Origin of the sequence: Pseudoalteromonas sp. NZS71_1 (genome assembly GCF_015864305.1) — a bacterium.
GTDB classification, from domain to species: Bacteria; Pseudomonadota; Gammaproteobacteria; order Enterobacterales; family Alteromonadaceae; genus Pseudoalteromonas; species Pseudoalteromonas arctica.
On record NZ_JADYXM010000017.1, the window covers coordinates 56,363 to 70,912 of the forward strand.

The window sequence follows — 14,550 nt, forward strand, 5'->3', positions numbered from 1 at the left end:
TGAAGATACTCATTGCCAAAAAATGCAATTTAAGTCCCTGTCTTTAGGTTGAGTACATTATTACTTGTTTTAATTTGCTTATATATAGGGGAAAATGCGAATCACTTTTGTCTTTAAGACAATAAAGCATTTTATTTAATGGAGAGGCGACTTGGATCAACTAAAAGCCATACGGTATTTTATTAAAGTGGTTGAAACGGGCAGTTTTACCAAAGCCGCAAAAGCTTTTGATGTGCCGCCTTCGTCGTTGTCACGGCGAGTTGCTGATTTAGAAAAAAGCCTAGGGGCGACGCTTTTAAAGCGTTCTACCCGCATAGTTAAATTGACCGAAGTTGGGCAAATTTACTATAACGATGTTCAGCAAATATTAAATCAGCTAGAGCAAAGCCACGAAACTGTGCGCAGTTATCAAACAACACCAATGGGGCGATTATGTATAAGCTCAATGGTGAGTTTTGGTGACAAAATATTACTGCCACTGCTTGATGAATTTAGCGCGCTATACCCCGAAATTATATTAGATGTTAGCTTAAGTGATGAGCTGTCGACACTCGGGCGTGACGATGTTGATATTGCTATTCGCGGTGGCTATGCGCCAAATGAGCGCGTGTTGGCAATAAAACTGATGGATAACGGCTTTATTCCTGTTGCGTCACCCTGCTATTTACAAAAATACGGTGTGCCCACTAATGTTATGGAATTAAAGGGCCACAGTGGCCTTTATTTTAAAACGCCAGCGGGGCCAACGCCGTGGTTATGTAAAGTGGATGAGCAATGGCACGACGTTTCTGGGCCTGCGGTCGCTATTTCAAATAACGGATCGTGGCTGGCTAAAAAAGCATGTAATGGTGAGGGCATTTTAATGTCAACTCGGTGGGCGCTCGACTCATATCTTGAGTCTGGCCAGTTGCAAGAGCTTAAGTTTGAGCATGAATTAGCGATAAGCCAAAATGCGACCATGGCGGTTTATTTGTTGTATCAAAAGCAGCGCTATTTAGTACCAAAGGTAAAAGCGGCGGTCGACTTTTTAGTACAAAGAATAAAAGAAACAGATGAAAGTGTTAAGCGAACAGAATAGTGAATTGTCGGATGGCGCTGTGCTTATCCGACCTACGCTTATTCGATTTAGATTTATGCTTATTTAATTTATTAATGGGTTGTTTGTATAAATAATAGGTAAAAAACGTCTCCTTAAGCTAAAGCTTTTAATGCTGCGACCGATAAATTACTTAATAGGGTTTAGCGATTAAGGATAATCATGGTTAATAATGCACTTGGCAGCCAGTCTAATTTAAGCACTTTACTTGCCCAATCAGTTAATAACGCTAACCAAACCTCTGTGAGTCCTTCGCTACTAACCGGTAGCGACCTTCAAGCTATTAATGATTTACAAACTAACGCCCCCAAAATATCCGATGAATTATTAAGCCAGCTAAATAACGAAACTCTTGATGAAGCACTAGCCAGTAATCAAAAAGTAGAGGACGTTTTAAAGCAGCAACTTACCTCGTTATTTACTATTTCAAGCACGCTTAACTATAAACTCTCCGATGAAGAACTTGCCCTGCGCACCGTAATAAGCTCTCAGCATGAGGGGTTATTAAAAAACGAAAACAGTACCCAATTAATTGAGCGATTAAATACGTCAGTTAAAAATATTCAGGGTGCTTATGCTAATACCAGCGATATTTTATCGAGTTTAGGTCAGCTTGGGCATGAGCAAAAAACGTTTTTAGCCTCAAGCCAGCAACGTGTTGAGCGCTCACTGAATCCATACATGGAAAGCCTTAATCGCGCAAAATACGAGGATGACGATAACTACCTGTTTGAGCTCTCGGTAAAAACTAAAGAAGGCGATGTTATAAACATTACCTTTAACTCATCGCAAGGTTATGATGAAAAAACAGGTGAAGCGATAGATGGCTTTGGCATAAGTTACGAAGTTAATGGCAATTTATCTGAGGCTGAACATGCGGCTTTAACGCAGGTTATGGCGGGTGTTGGCGAAATGGCCGATGAGTTTTTTAAAGTGAGTGAAAATTCATTCAATCCTCTTATAGTCCCAAACCAAACAGACATGAGCTTAGATTTTTTAGCGGGCTTTAATAGTGAGCAGTTAGCCGGTTTTAATGTGTCGTTTTCGACAACGCAAAATGATGCGCTTGATACTGCCCAGAACACGCTTGATTTAAGCTACTCCATTGATGAAGCATCAAACCAGCAAGCACTAGTGTTTAAAGCAGTAGGTGGGCAAAACGACATTGATTTTGCACTCGATATGTCAACTATTGGCGCTAAAGACACGCAGCAAATGCAGCAGTATTTAGCGTCGCTCGATCAAAGCCTAGAAGATAGCCGAGTAAACAGTACCGAAGACGATAAAGAGTCGGCATTTGGGCGCAAAGGCGATGAGGCAATGCAGCAAGGTTTTGCTTTGTTTAAAGGGGCTTTTGCGAGCATGTCGTCGGCTGCTGAGCGTTATAGCAATTTGGAGTCACGTGCAGATCAGCACTTTAATGACGGGCGCGCCATGGTTGCCGATTTGGTTGATAACATGATTACAAACGATGTCCGTTACCAAGGGCTAGGTAATAAAGCGCCAAATACATTGGGTGCGGGGATTTCTAAGCTCGCTGATTTTGATGCTACGTTTTCTTATGCGCTTGATAACGGCGATTATCAACCTAAAAGTACAATTGAGCTAAGCCAAGCGACTGAACAGGCCCAATTAGGGGATCTTAGAGGTGTAACGCAAAGTAAAAATGTAAGTAGCCACTTTGATTATCAATACAGTCGCCCTGATTACTACAACAAAGAAGAGAGTTATAACGTAAACACCGCCGTTAAAAATAAAGAACTTGTGGGGCTTGATCAGTCTCACGAGGTTGATGTTGATACAAAAATGTTTGAGTTTAATCCGCAAACTAATCAATACGAGCTGCAAATGGCGATGCAAGAGCAAACCATTAGCAAAAGTGACATTCGCTTAATTGATGATATTTGGCTTGAAGAAAACGAAAACAGCTACAACATGAATAAAAAAGAGCGTGTTGAGAGCGACGAAAAACAAGATGAGTTTAAAAAAACAAGCAGCCATTCTCATAATAAACTAGTTACCTTGATTGGTGATTTAGACAAGCTAGCTGGGAATAAAGACGTAAGGCGAGAATATTTAACTAACTTATCGCAAGTTAACTTTTTTATGGATAAAAAGTAACGGTTTTGAGTTGTTCACTCCACGCTCAATATTGGGTATAGTCGTTTAATACCTAAATTAATACCTAATTTAATACCTAAATTAATACCTAAATTAAGAGCAACCTTATGTTTAAACAATTAATTTTACTGTGCGCTTTAAGCATGCCGCTTGTAAGCTGCGCTGCTGATGCACCGTTCTCGGGCGGAATTACCACTGATGTACTGCTAAGCGACTACGACAAGTTTAACGAACAATACAAAGCGTTTACGCCAACAGCACAAGACATTGCCCTAATGCAAAAGCTAGAAGGCAAAGAGCTAATTGTATTATTTGGCACATGGTGCCACGACAGTGAGCGCGAAGTGCCGCGTTTAATTAAGTTACTAGATGAATCTAAAGTACAACTTGCAAGCATTGAATATGTGGCCGTAGGTTACAACAAGCAAGACGATGCAGGCATTGCAGAAGCTAACGATTTACAATACACACCTACGTTTATAGTAAAAGACGATGGTAAAGAGTCAGTACGCGTAATTGAAAAGCCAACGGGTACATTGGCACAAGATTTAACGCAGGGTTTGTAAATAGAGCTTGTTCGTATTTGGGGTTAACGATTTAGCAAATAGGTTTATAAGTTAGCTGTTGGGCTGCTATGAGTAGTCTCCTGATACTTTAATGTGTAAGGCCAAAATTTTCCCTCCTTTGGCTGAGCCAAAATAGGAATTCAGCTATGGTTTGCATATCAATTAAAACAAATAAAAAACTAATTAATCTACAAGCTCGTTATGGTGTTTCTTAATATGTCTAAGGATCTACGTAAAAATTTGATTTCTGCGATTCTTAGCCCTTTAATTGCATTACCAGTCCTTGGTTTTTGTTATTTTTATGCGGGTATAGAAAATTATACTTCTCTTAGTTCATTAATTTCAGGTGTTGGTTTTGGTGTATCAATAGGGATGGGAAGTTTATTTTATTTCTATCCTTTAATGTTCATTTACGGATTACCTATTAGCTTATTACTCCAAAAGTTAAATTTATTTAAATTACCTGTAGTTTTAATCTTAAGTATACTTCCAGTTTTTTTACTTAGTCTTTTTAGTGAATTTAATCGTGCAACATTGGTTCTTCATTTATTAGTACTTTCAATGGGTTTAACTAGTTGGCTTATATATAATAAATTAAGGTAACACCACAACAAGCGATTAATGTTACACAACTGTTTTCTTACTCGGCTTACAGCTCAGATCAAACATTATTCACTAAATAGGCTTTTTTCGAATGCTTGTGCGGCATGTGAAGAGGGTCTGTCTTTATAGTGTAATTGGTATAATGGTCTTGATAACTCGACGTTATTTGGCTGTTCTAGCCGTGTTAATTTACCTAACTGCACTAAATCCTCTGTGACTACATTTGGCAATAAAGCCACGCCCATACCTTGAGCGACGGCCCTTGCTATTGCTTCGTTGCTGCCTAATTGCATACTTTGCTCTGTTTGTACGCCATGCTCTGCTAATAACTTTACAGACATTTCTAAAGTGCCAGAGCCTGGCTCACGTAATAACCAAAACTGCTTATTTAACCATGCTTTTAAGTCTTTAGTGGGCTTACTGTTGCTGGGTATAACGACACTCATTAAATCGTTTTGCCAGTGCTTACTTATTATATGTGGCTCGGTAGGTGTGCCTTCAACCAGTGCTAAATCTATAGTACATTCAAGTAAGGCATGCTCAATTTGCGCGGTATTAGCAACTTGTACTTCTACTTTTATATGCGGGTACTGCGCACAAAATTTGGCTAAATAGGGCGGTAACCAATAGCTGGCAATGGTTGTACTAGTGCCTATAACGAGTGTACCGCGCTTAAGCCCTGTGCGTGATTTAATATCTTCTATGGCTGCTTTTTCAATGGCAAAAATGCTACGTGCATGATCATACAAGGCTTGGCCGCCCTCGCTTAAGGTAAGTTTTTTTCCTTTAGATGCACGTTCAATAAGTAGAATGTTTAACTGATGCTCTAGCTCTTTTAGCGCCTTAGAAACAGCGGGCTGGCTTATAAAAAGCGCTTCGGCTGCGCCTGAAAAGCTACCCAATTTAGCCACTGTATAAAACACCCTAAGTGCATGTAAGTTCATTGAACACCTTAAACTGTATAACCTTAGGTTATCAAATCATGATTTTAATATATTGGAGTTATATTTTGAGCTTTTTTACAATTAAGTCAACACATCAACATGGTTTAAGTGAGGGAATATTATGCTTAGCGCTATTAAAAATAGTTTTCAGCCTTTGGGTATTAATACTAAGCAATACGGCGATACGCGCTGGTGGATTGGCATGTTACTGGTTATTGTACTTGCGGGTGTTGCTATTGCGCTGAGTAAATTACCAATAATGCAAACTGCGCAATTTAGCTCACTCACTATTGGTATTGTGGTTGGTATTATTGTGGGCAACAGTGTGTTTTCGCGTATAGCTACGCGTACCGATGTAGGTGTTGATTACGCTAAAAGTATTTTACTCAAAGCGGGTATTATTTTATTTGGTTTTAGAATTACCTTTGCACAGGTAGCTGGCGTTGGTTGGAGTGGGTTACTAACCGATATTGTTATGCTCAGCGGTACGTTTATATTAGCAATTCAACTTGGCAAACGTGTATTTAAGCTTGATGAGCAAACAGTAATATTAATTGGCGCAGGTAGCTCTATTTGTGGCGCAGCAGCTGTAATGGCAACCGAGCCGGTTATAAAAGCGCAGGCACATAAAGTATCGGTAGCGGTGGCAACGGTGGTGGTGTTTGGCACGCTAAGCATGTTTGCCTACCCAATTATGTTTGATTACATGGGGCTGAGTGAGCACGCATATGGTATTTTTGTTGGTTCAACCATTCATGAAGTAGCACAAGTGGTTGCAGCGGGCACAGCTGTAAGCGCCAATGCTGCTGATACCGCCGTTATAGAAAAAATGCTACGCGTGATGATGCTCGCGCCATTTTTAGTGGGATTATCGTTTTGGCAAAGTAAAGAGCATGCAAAAACAAACAATAACGTGCATGGAGGTGTGCAAAAAACGGGTATTACCATCCCTTGGTTTGCAGTGTTATTTATTGTGGCAAGTGGTGTGCATTCACTCTCTATTATTCCTCAAGTGGCTACAAGCGCAGTTGTTTGGTTTGATAATATATTACTAACCATTGCGATGGTGGCTTTGGGTTTACGCACACATGTTGGGGCAATTCGCCAAGCGGGTATTAAACCGCTGTTACTGGCGCTGTGTTTATTTTTGTTTTTAACATTGGGTGGTTACGCTATTAATATAGGTATTGCTGAGCTGATTTAAACGTTACTTGGTAAAAGTTGATTGGCGGCTTAAATTGGCCAATCAACTTCGTTTAAGGTATCTAGCTGCGAGCTGGTATTTTCATTGCCTTGCCACTTATTAGTGTAAGCAGCGTGCGGATCAAACTGCGCGGTTTGCTTTTGTATATTAAAGTGGCGTCCGCCACGCGGGTCGACCCCTACACCTGCTATATATTGCCAATTACCCCAGTTAGCGGCTACATCGTAATCAATTAACAGTTGTTCAAAATAAGCCGCGCCATAGCGGCAATCAAGGCCAAGTTCGTTAACTAAGCAGCTTGCGGCAATTTGCCTTGATCTATTTGATATATAACCGGTCGCATTAAGCTCGTTCATAATCGCATTGACTAATGGATAGGGCGTTGAGCCATTACGCCACGCAGCAAATCGGTTTGGCATAAAGGTAGTAAGGGGTTTTGTTTGCTTTTGACCTTTAAAACTAAACAGGCTTTTACCTGCCTTAAGTGCATGCCATTTAAAATACTCCCGCCATAGCAGCTCAAATTTAATCCAGTAGGTAGACTCGTTTGTTATTTGGTTATGTTCGTACGCTTCAACTGCTTTATAAACTTGCCGCGCACTTATACAGCCAAAGGCAAGCCAAGTACTAAATTTGGTGGTGTTGTTAAAGCCATCAAGCTCGTTACGAGTTGTTTTATAAGTGCTTGGCATTACGCCTGCAAAATACTGCTTTAAATGTGTTTGCGCACTTTTAAGCCCGCCATGCATTACTGCGTTGTTATAATTAGTATGCTCATTAAGCTCAATTGGGTTTGCAGCACATAATGTTACAGGCTGAGGGAGTAAACCTTTAGGCAGAGTTGAGGTTGTTATAGGTGTGTTTATCGCCTCTACCTTTTTTTTAAATGGGGTAAAGCTTTTAGGCAGCTCGTCTAAATCAAAAGGGAGGTCGCTTTGTTGAAATAAGGTGTATTGTTGAGTTGTTTTAAATATGACATGTGGGCAATGTGCTTTTAGTCGCGCGAGTTGGCGCTGCTCATAGGTTCCAACATGTTCACTGCACACCACTTCGTCAATGTGTTGCTCAGCTATGCGCTGCTTTAAAATACTAACCGGTTCACCCTCAAGTACGTGCAGTGTTTGCCCGCGTTCAATAAGCGCTTGTTGCAGCTCAAATAAGCTTTGCATTAAAAACTGTTGTTTGTGCACGCCATATGGCTTTTGTTGATAGTTATTATTTTTAAACCAGTGCGGGTTTATAACAAATACAATATCGAGCGCACATTGCTCAGTAGCAAGTTCGCTTAAAATAGGGTTGTCGTCTATTCGTAAATCGTTTTGTAACCAATATAAAATGCGTTTGCTCATAGGTTTGCCCAGGTTTTTGTAATCATTAAGTTTACGAAGCAAAAGCGGGTAGGGATTAGTTTTTAGGTGTTTAATAGAGTTTTAAAAAGGGGGCGATAAACTTACCGCCCCTTAGTTTGTAAAAGTATTGTTTTAACTCGCTGATTTTTGTTTTGCTATCCAATCGTTTATTACATCCTCTAGCACTTCCATAGGGAGTGACCCTTGGCCGATTACGGAGTCGTGAAAGCTGCGTATATCAAACTTAGCACCGAGCTCTTTTTCGGCTTTTGCACGCAGTTCGCGTATTTTTATTTCGCCCATTTTGTACGAAAGCGCTTGGCCTGGCCATGATATATAACGATCTATTTGATCCTCCACCGCGCTTTGTGGCAAAGCAGTGTGATCTGCCAAGTAGTCAATTGCCTTTTGGCGGCTCCAGCCAAATGCATGAATACCGGTATCAACAACGAGTCTCACGGCACGCCACATTTCGTAACCTAAACGACCAAAGTCGCTGTATGGGTCTTGATAAAAGCCGGCTTCTTTACCTAAGCGTTCGGTGTAAAGTGCCCAGCCTTCGCCAAATGCTGAGTGGCTAAGTGTGCGTCTAAACTGGGGTACATCTAACTCCATTGCAATAGCGTTTTGTAAATGGTGCCCTGGTATTGCCTCGTGCAGGCTTAGCGCTTCTAAATTATACAAAGGTTGCAACTTAGGTGTTGAGGCTAAAAAGTAAGTGCCAGGGGAGCGGTTATCAGCAGGTGGCATATAAAACGCGCCGCGACTCGCTGAGCCTTTTATAGTAAAGGTGTTTCGCGGTAAATGATTAAAGTAGGTGGGTAACTTGCCATACATTTTTTGCGTAATAAAGGCTGTTTTTTCAAGCAGGTCTTGCGCGTCTGTTGCGTAAAATTGCTCGTCGGTTGCTAAAAATTCTAAAAACTCAGCATACGTGCCATCAAAACCTACTTTATCAATGATGTTTTGCATTTGCGTTTTTATACGCGCCACTTCTTTTAAGCCAAGCTCATGAATTTGCTTTGGTGTGGCATTGGTTGTGGTGTAGTAATTAACTGCATATTTGTAATACTCAAGCCCGTCTTTAACGCTTGAAATACCTGGCTCTGTTCTACAGTTCGGCATGTAATCGTTTTCAAAAAAGTCGTAAAAGTGCTGATAAGCCGGGACTACTTTTGAGCTAATTAAGGCTTTTGCTTTGTTTTGGTATGTGGCCTTTTGCTCTGCTGTAAACGTATTTGGTATACGTGTAAAGGGCTCGTATAAGGCACTGTTTTCAGGTTGCTTAACAATATGAGCGTTAATGCTCTGGCTGTAATTTTCAAATGTTTTGCAGTAGTGCGTATACCCCAGTTCAATTCCTTCCTTCATCAAGTTAATGTTTTCTTGGTTAAAGCGAGGGTAGTCGGCAAGGCTTACTAAAAATGCGTTGTAATCATCAGGTGTTAAAAATGCCATATTAGCTGGTGCTTCGGCAAAGTAGGTATGCCAGCCACTTAAAAAGTTAACCTGAAAATACTTATCTTGAAAAAGGTAGCTTTGCTGCTCTGTTTCTCGCTCGTATTTAAATAAGCGGTAGTTCATTAGCTGCTCGTTGTTGAGCGTTTTTGGGTCAATGCTGGCTAAGCTTTTTAGTACGCTGTTGTTATAAGCTTGGCGCTCAGCAATGGCTTGCTCGCTCCAATTTGGCAATGTACCGTTTGGCTTCCAGCCATCTGGGTCGGTTCGAAAAAATATTTTTTCAGCTTTGGCGTTTTGCCAATGGTTATCAATAATGGTTTTTAAATCTGTATTGCTATCGGCTGCGCTCGGCAGTGATGCTACAGCTAAGCAAATAGCTAAAATTGTTTTTTTAAACATATTATTCTCATTTTTAGCGCGTTAATTTTTATTAGTTTACGCACATATGTTATTTTTGTTTCTAAGATAATAACAAGTTAACTTTATTAATGCGCTTAATTTTATACCTGTATCTATTGGTTTTACTTTTTGATTGAACAAATTTCACCGCTGAAGTGAGTGGGCCACTAGTTTATTGTTTTATCAGCGTTTAGAATGATTAAAACTAATTATAAAAAATGACCGTCATGTTTAATAAAGTAATAACGCTGATTGATGAAGCTAATAACCAAGATCCTAATATTGAGCAGCACAATGGAGAATGTTTTCCAAAAGAGTATTTATACTCACAGCGTATGAGCGAAATGCTAACTCGCTTTAAACCTGATGCCGATGCACTCATGCAAATTGCAGTGCGTGCACAGCATATTCAGCGTTGGAAATCGCCACGTAGTGACTTTGAAATGAACAAGCAGGGTTATCATCAATGGCGCAGTGCACTTTATATATTTCATGCGTCACTAGTTGTTGAATTAATGAAACAAGCTGGGTTTAACGATACAGACCAAAACCGTGTTTATAATGCAGTTGCTAAAAAAGATATTAAGCGCAATCCAGATAGCCAATTAGTAGAAGATGTAGCGAGTTTGGTGTTTATTGAACACTACATGCTTGGGTTTGCCAGTGCAAAACCAGATTACAATGAAGAAAAATGGATTGGTATTATTCGCCGTACATGGCAAAAAATGTCAGATGAAGCGCATGAGTTTGTACTTGCAGGTAATATTAAATTGCCAACGCCACTTGTTGGGCTTATTCATAAAGCGCTTGAATAAAGTAGTGTAAGCTAGGTATTAAAATAAAAAGGATTTTTAGAATGTTATGCCCACGTACAAATGCCTCTCTTGAGCCATTATTAATTGGCGGTATTACTGTTTACACTTCAGTGCAAGGCGGCGTATTTTTTGATAACAGCCAAATTTTTAAGTTTAGCTCGCCAGCGTTAAAGCATGGTCAGGTATTACTTAAACATTTAAGTAATTATATTGAAGGTGAGGGCGATGTCTCAATGCGAGTAAATTGTCCTAAATGCCCAAGTATTGTGATGATGCGCCGGTATTTTTCACCGCTTAAAGTGGTTGAAATAGACGAATGCCCAGGTTGTGCAGGCATATGGCTTGATAGCGGTGAACTGGCAAAAATACACGAAAACCATTTAACACCTAAAGAGCGAAAGCTATTAGCTCATGAAATGGCCACCAATCATGGCTTTATAACTATTAAATCACCTACTTCTAGGTTTACGCCAACTAATAAAAATAAAAGTGCACATGAAACCACCGTTGAGAACTTGGTGCGCTTAGCTTTACTTGGTTTGTAACTCTTAATAACATATTAAAACAAAAACGGCGTACTAAAAAGTACGCCGTTTTTATTGTAATAAACTAACTCTTGAAAAGTTTATTTATTACGGTTTTCTTTAGCAAATGCACGTATTTTACGCTTTTGCGACAGTGTTACTTTATTAACACGACCAGCAAATGGGTTTTCACCTTCTCTAAATTCGATTTTGATAGGTGTGCCCATAATTTTAAGCGCTTTACGGTAGTAGTTCATCAGGTAGCGTTTATAACTATCTGGTAAATCTTTAACTTGGTTACCGTGAATAACAATACGTGGTGGGTTATAACCACCGGCATGCGCATATTTGAGCTTAACACGACGACCACGAACAAGTGGCGGCTGGTGATCGGCTTGAGCCATGTCCATAATACGACGTAACATTGCAGTACTTATACGTTTAGTCGCTGATTCATACGCTTCGTCAACAGACTCGAATAAATGACCAACACCTGTACCGTGTAGTGCAGATATAAAGTGTAGGCGTGCAAAGTCAATAAAGCCTAAACGGCGATCGAGCTCTGATTTAATACGATCTTTAACGTAATCGTCTAAGCCATCCCATTTGTTCACTGCAATTACCAATGAACGACCTGAGTTAAGAGCAAAGCCTAATAAGCTTAAATCTTGATCTGAAATACCATCGCGAGCATCAACAATCAATAACACAACGTTACAATCTTCGATTGCTTGAAGCGTTTTAATTACAGAGAACTTTTCAACTACGTCGCTTACTTTTTTACGCTTACGAACACCTGCGGTGTCAATTAACACATACTCTTTTTCATTTCGAGTCATCGGAATGTAGATAGAGTCACGTGTTGTACCTGGCATGTCGTATACAATTACGCGATCTTCACCCAGTATACGGTTTGTAAGCGTTGACTTACCAACGTTAGGACGACCAATAATCGCAAGCTTTACAGGTTTGTCTGCAAATGCCTGGTGATCGGTATCGCTGTCTTCATCTTCTTCGTAAAGATTAATAAGCTCTTCGTCATCGCCTGTTACGTCTTCGTCTTGTGCAGCTAATTCAGCAATAAGCGGCTGAAGTGTTTGCTCAAGTAATAACGTAATACCACGGCCATGCGATGCAGCAATGTGATGAATTTCACCTAATGATAATTGGTAAAATTCAGCACAGTTTGAATCTGCATCAATACCATCGGTTTTATTGGCAACAACAAAACACTTTTTATCTTGTTTACGCAAGTGATTAGCAATTGCTTGGTCAGCTACGGTCATACCTACACGAGCATCTACTAAAAACAGAACAATGTCGGCTTCTTCAATAGCTAGCAGAGATTGATCTGCCATTTCGATTTCGATGCCTTCTTCTGAGCCATCAATACCGCCCGTGTCTACCACGATAAATTCATAGCCATCGTAACTAGCTTGGCCATATTTTCTATCTCGTGTTAAACCTGGAAAATCGGCTACGAGTGCATCACGAGTACGTGTTAAACGGTTAAATAATGTGGATTTGCCCACATTGGGTCGCCCAACTAGAGCGATCACGGGAAGCATAAACTACCTCTTTAAAAAACAACAAAAGGCTTCGCAGTGCGAAGCCTTAAAAAAACCATATGACTATTAGTAACTTAGTTTGGTATTTTTACCATACTAACTTCACCATCACGGGTGTATAAAATTAGCTTATCGTCGGCAACAACTGGCTCAACAAAAAAGCCCGAGCTGTCAAAGTCTTCACGAGATACTAGCTCGCCAGTTTCTTTATTTAGCCAATGTAGGTTACCTTCTTGGTCGCCTAAAGCTAAGTGGCTACCTGCAACTGCAGGGCCTGTTAGGTACCAACCGCGTAGAGCGGGTTGGCTCCAACGTTCAATACCTGAATTTTTATCTAATGCGTAAATAACACCATCGCTATCTACTAAATAAATTGTTTGTGCATCCATCGCAATTTCGCGGTAGCTGCTGTACTCGCGTTTCCATACAACATTGCCAGAGCGAATATCTACAGCGGCTAAGTTACCGTTGTAAGCTATAGCGTAAGCGTATGGACCGCTAATAAGTGGTTGAGTGTCTACGTCAACTAGGCGTTCAAATTCTGATGCGCCTTTAGCAACCGCAATTTCTGCGCTCCATGCTGAGTAACCACTGTCTGAAATTAATACGCTTAGCTTGCCTGTTTCAAGGCCTACTAATACACCACCGTTAGCAACGGTTGGCGAGCTTTGTCCGCGTAATGTTAGTGGTGGAACTTCTTGTTCAAAGCTCCAACGCTCTTCGCCTGTATCTGGGTGAAGGGCTAACAATTTACCAGAGCCTAAATTTACAAATATTAAGCCATCGCCTGCTGTTGGTTTAGACAGAGATTCGCCTGGTACGTTTTTACGCCAAACTTCTTCACCAGTTTCGCGATCAAGAGCAATAATAAAGCCGTGTTCAGAACCAATATAAATTTTACCATAGGCTTGCAAAATACCACCTGATAATTTTGCATTACCGTTGTCAGCCCAAGGCCAAAACGATAAATCTTGGCGTACATCGGTTTCCCATTTTGTATCGCCATTATCAAGCGAAAGCGCTTCTACTTGGCCTTCGCGGCTAGCAACATACACAGTATCTTTGTAAACTGCGGGTGTTAAACGAGAAAAATAATGCTCTACGCCATCACCTACAGATTCTTGCCAAACAACGTCAGTTTCAAATTGGTTTACAATTTCAGGAAGTACTAGTTCATCTTCATCATCACTTGATGAACAACCCATCAATGTTGCCATACATAGGGCAAGGGCTGCTGTTGTAAATTTTTTCATGCCTAAAACCTTATGCCGCTGGGCTAGTTACTGCTAGGTCATCTAACTTAATTTGTAATAGTGGGTTACTTGTTAATCCACCCGCATCTATTGCTGCTTGGTATGCAGTACGTGCTTGATCTTTATTACCTTGCTCAGTGTAAATATCGCCTTTAAGCTCGGCCACGTTTGCATTGAACGCTTCAGGTAATGGTGCATTTAATGTTGTTAATGCATCGTCATATTTAGTTTGCGCAATTTGAACACGTGCTAAACGTGTAATCGCAATTGCTTTTAATTCTGTATTTGGCGTATTAGACACAACCCAGCTTAGCTTTTCGCTTGCTACGTCTAGTTTTTTCGCTTCTACTGCGTCTTTTGCAGCAACGAATGCAGCAAGTGTTGCGTAGTTTGTGTCTTTATTTTCGCTAATAAACGCATCAGCTGAAGATAATACATCGTCGCTTTCAACAAGTGTTGTATATGAATCTGATGCTTTTTCAGCGGTAGTAATTTGGTTTTGGTTATATGCTTTCCAGCCATATAAGCCACCTAGGCCAACAAGTATACCTAGCGCAAGTGAAATGCCGTTTTCACGGAAAAAGCGTTTAATGGCTTCTGCTTGTTGTTCTTCTGTTGAATAAATATCCATTCTTACCTCTAATGTT

Annotated in this window: 13 protein-coding genes; 7 read left to right on the forward strand and 6 right to left on the reverse strand. The window is 40.4% G+C overall.

What is annotated here, in order from left to right:
• Positions 1-151 precede the first annotated feature (151 nt).
• The 4 genes from I6F43_RS17950 to I6F43_RS17965 all read left to right on the forward strand — a co-directional run bounded on the left by I6F43_RS17950 (position 152) and on the right by I6F43_RS17965 (position 4,386).
• Positions 152-1,078, forward strand: coding sequence for a LysR family transcriptional regulator (locus I6F43_RS17950; RefSeq protein ID WP_197103420.1), 927 nt, complete (start codon positions 152-154; stop codon positions 1,076-1,078).
• Positions 1,079-1,258: 180 nt separating this feature from the next.
• The gene (locus tag I6F43_RS17955) at positions 1,259-3,217 is read left to right on the forward strand and encodes a hypothetical protein (protein WP_197103422.1); all 1,959 of its coding nucleotides are present in this window, start codon (positions 1,259-1,261) and stop codon (positions 3,215-3,217) included.
• Positions 3,218-3,324: 107 nt separating this feature from the next.
• Entirely contained in the window at positions 3,325-3,783 is a 459-nt protein-coding gene (locus I6F43_RS17960) for a TlpA family protein disulfide reductase (RefSeq protein WP_197103424.1), read from the forward strand.
• A 216-nt stretch (positions 3,784-3,999) separates the two neighbouring features.
• Positions 4,000-4,386: a hypothetical protein gene (locus I6F43_RS17965; RefSeq protein ID WP_197103426.1), complete on the forward strand. Its 387-nt coding sequence runs from the start codon at positions 4,000-4,002 to the stop codon at positions 4,384-4,386.
• Between the two features lie 65 nt (positions 4,387-4,451).
• On the opposite strand, the gene I6F43_RS17970 is transcribed toward I6F43_RS17965, so the two are convergent.
• Positions 4,452-5,330 carry a LysR family transcriptional regulator gene (locus I6F43_RS17970; protein WP_197103428.1) on the reverse strand — a complete coding sequence of 293 codons (879 nt, stop codon included), beginning with the start codon at positions 5,328-5,330 and terminating at the stop codon, positions 4,452-4,454.
• Positions 5,331-5,451: 121 nt separating this feature from the next.
• On the opposite strand from I6F43_RS17970, the gene I6F43_RS17975 reads away from it, so the two are divergent.
• The gene (locus I6F43_RS17975) at positions 5,452-6,534 is read left to right on the forward strand and encodes a YeiH family protein (RefSeq protein ID WP_197103430.1); all 1,083 of its coding nucleotides are present in this window, start codon (positions 5,452-5,454) and stop codon (positions 6,532-6,534) included.
• Positions 6,535-6,563: 29 nt separating this feature from the next.
• Here the strand turns inward: I6F43_RS17975 and I6F43_RS17980 are convergent, their stop codons facing one another.
• Together I6F43_RS17980 and I6F43_RS17985 are read right to left on the reverse strand one after the other, a co-directional pair.
• Entirely contained in the window at positions 6,564-7,883 is a 1,320-nt protein-coding gene (locus I6F43_RS17980) for a DASH family cryptochrome (protein WP_197103432.1), read from the reverse strand.
• A gap of 132 nt (positions 7,884-8,015) precedes the next feature.
• Complete coding sequence (locus I6F43_RS17985) at positions 8,016-9,743, reverse strand: DUF885 domain-containing protein (protein WP_197103433.1); 1,728 nt, start codon at positions 9,741-9,743, stop codon at positions 8,016-8,018.
• Positions 9,744-9,970: 227 nt separating this feature from the next.
• Here I6F43_RS17985 and I6F43_RS17990 point away from each other — a divergent pair, with 227 nt between their 5' ends.
• Both I6F43_RS17990 and I6F43_RS17995 read left to right on the forward strand, forming a co-directional pair.
• Positions 9,971-10,558 carry a DUF4202 domain-containing protein gene (locus tag I6F43_RS17990; protein WP_121954475.1) on the forward strand — a complete coding sequence of 196 codons (588 nt, stop codon included), beginning with the start codon at positions 9,971-9,973 and terminating at the stop codon, positions 10,556-10,558.
• 41 nt (positions 10,559-10,599) lie between these two features.
• A complete protein-coding gene (locus tag I6F43_RS17995) occupies positions 10,600-11,103 on the forward strand; it encodes a TFIIB-type zinc ribbon-containing protein (protein ID WP_197103434.1) in 504 nt (167 codons plus the stop codon).
• A gap of 80 nt (positions 11,104-11,183) precedes the next feature.
• On the opposite strand, the gene der is transcribed toward I6F43_RS17995, so the two are convergent.
• The 3 genes from der to I6F43_RS18010 all read right to left on the reverse strand — a co-directional run bounded on the left by der (position 11,184) and on the right by I6F43_RS18010 (position 14,534).
• Entirely contained in the window at positions 11,184-12,650 is a 1,467-nt protein-coding gene (der, locus tag I6F43_RS18000; RefSeq protein ID WP_024592997.1) for a ribosome biogenesis GTPase Der, read from the reverse strand.
• 74 nt (positions 12,651-12,724) lie between these two features.
• On the reverse strand, positions 12,725-13,903 hold the full coding sequence (bamB, locus tag I6F43_RS18005) for an outer membrane protein assembly factor BamB (RefSeq protein ID WP_007583433.1): 1,179 nt from the start codon (positions 13,901-13,903) through the stop codon (positions 12,725-12,727).
• A 10-nt stretch (positions 13,904-13,913) separates the two neighbouring features.
• Positions 13,914-14,534: a YfgM family protein gene (locus tag I6F43_RS18010; RefSeq protein WP_165740736.1), complete on the reverse strand. Its 621-nt coding sequence runs from the start codon at positions 14,532-14,534 to the stop codon at positions 13,914-13,916.
• Positions 14,535-14,550: the final 16 nt, after the last annotated feature.

Excerpts from the sequence above, each read along its gene's own strand:
- I6F43_RS17955 (WP_197103422.1), top strand. The coding sequence starts at position 1,259 with ATGGTTAATAATGCACTTGGCAGCCAGTCTAATTTAAGCACTTTACTT.
- I6F43_RS17960 (WP_197103424.1), top strand. The coding sequence starts at position 3,325 with ATGTTTAAACAATTAATTTTACTGTGCGCTTTAAGCATGCCGCTTGTA.
- I6F43_RS17965 (WP_197103426.1), top strand. The coding sequence starts at position 4,000 with ATGTCTAAGGATCTACGTAAAAATTTGATTTCTGCGATTCTTAGCCCT.
- I6F43_RS17970 (WP_197103428.1), bottom strand. The coding sequence starts at position 5,330 with ATGAACTTACATGCACTTAGGGTGTTTTATACAGTGGCTAAATTGGGT.
- I6F43_RS17975 (WP_197103430.1), top strand. The coding sequence starts at position 5,452 with ATGCTTAGCGCTATTAAAAATAGTTTTCAGCCTTTGGGTATTAATACT.
- I6F43_RS17980 (WP_197103432.1), bottom strand. The coding sequence starts at position 7,883 with ATGAGCAAACGCATTTTATATTGGTTACAAAACGATTTACGAATAGAC.
- I6F43_RS17985 (WP_197103433.1), bottom strand. The coding sequence starts at position 9,743 with ATGTTTAAAAAAACAATTTTAGCTATTTGCTTAGCTGTAGCATCACTG.
- I6F43_RS17990 (WP_121954475.1), top strand. The coding sequence starts at position 9,971 with ATGTTTAATAAAGTAATAACGCTGATTGATGAAGCTAATAACCAAGAT.
- I6F43_RS17995 (WP_197103434.1), top strand. The coding sequence starts at position 10,600 with ATGTTATGCCCACGTACAAATGCCTCTCTTGAGCCATTATTAATTGGC.
- der (WP_024592997.1), bottom strand. The coding sequence starts at position 12,650 with ATGCTTCCCGTGATCGCTCTAGTTGGGCGACCCAATGTGGGCAAATCC.
- bamB (WP_007583433.1), bottom strand. The coding sequence starts at position 13,903 with ATGAAAAAATTTACAACAGCAGCCCTTGCCCTATGTATGGCAACATTG.
- I6F43_RS18010 (WP_165740736.1), bottom strand. The coding sequence starts at position 14,534 with ATGGATATTTATTCAACAGAAGAACAACAAGCAGAAGCCATTAAACGC.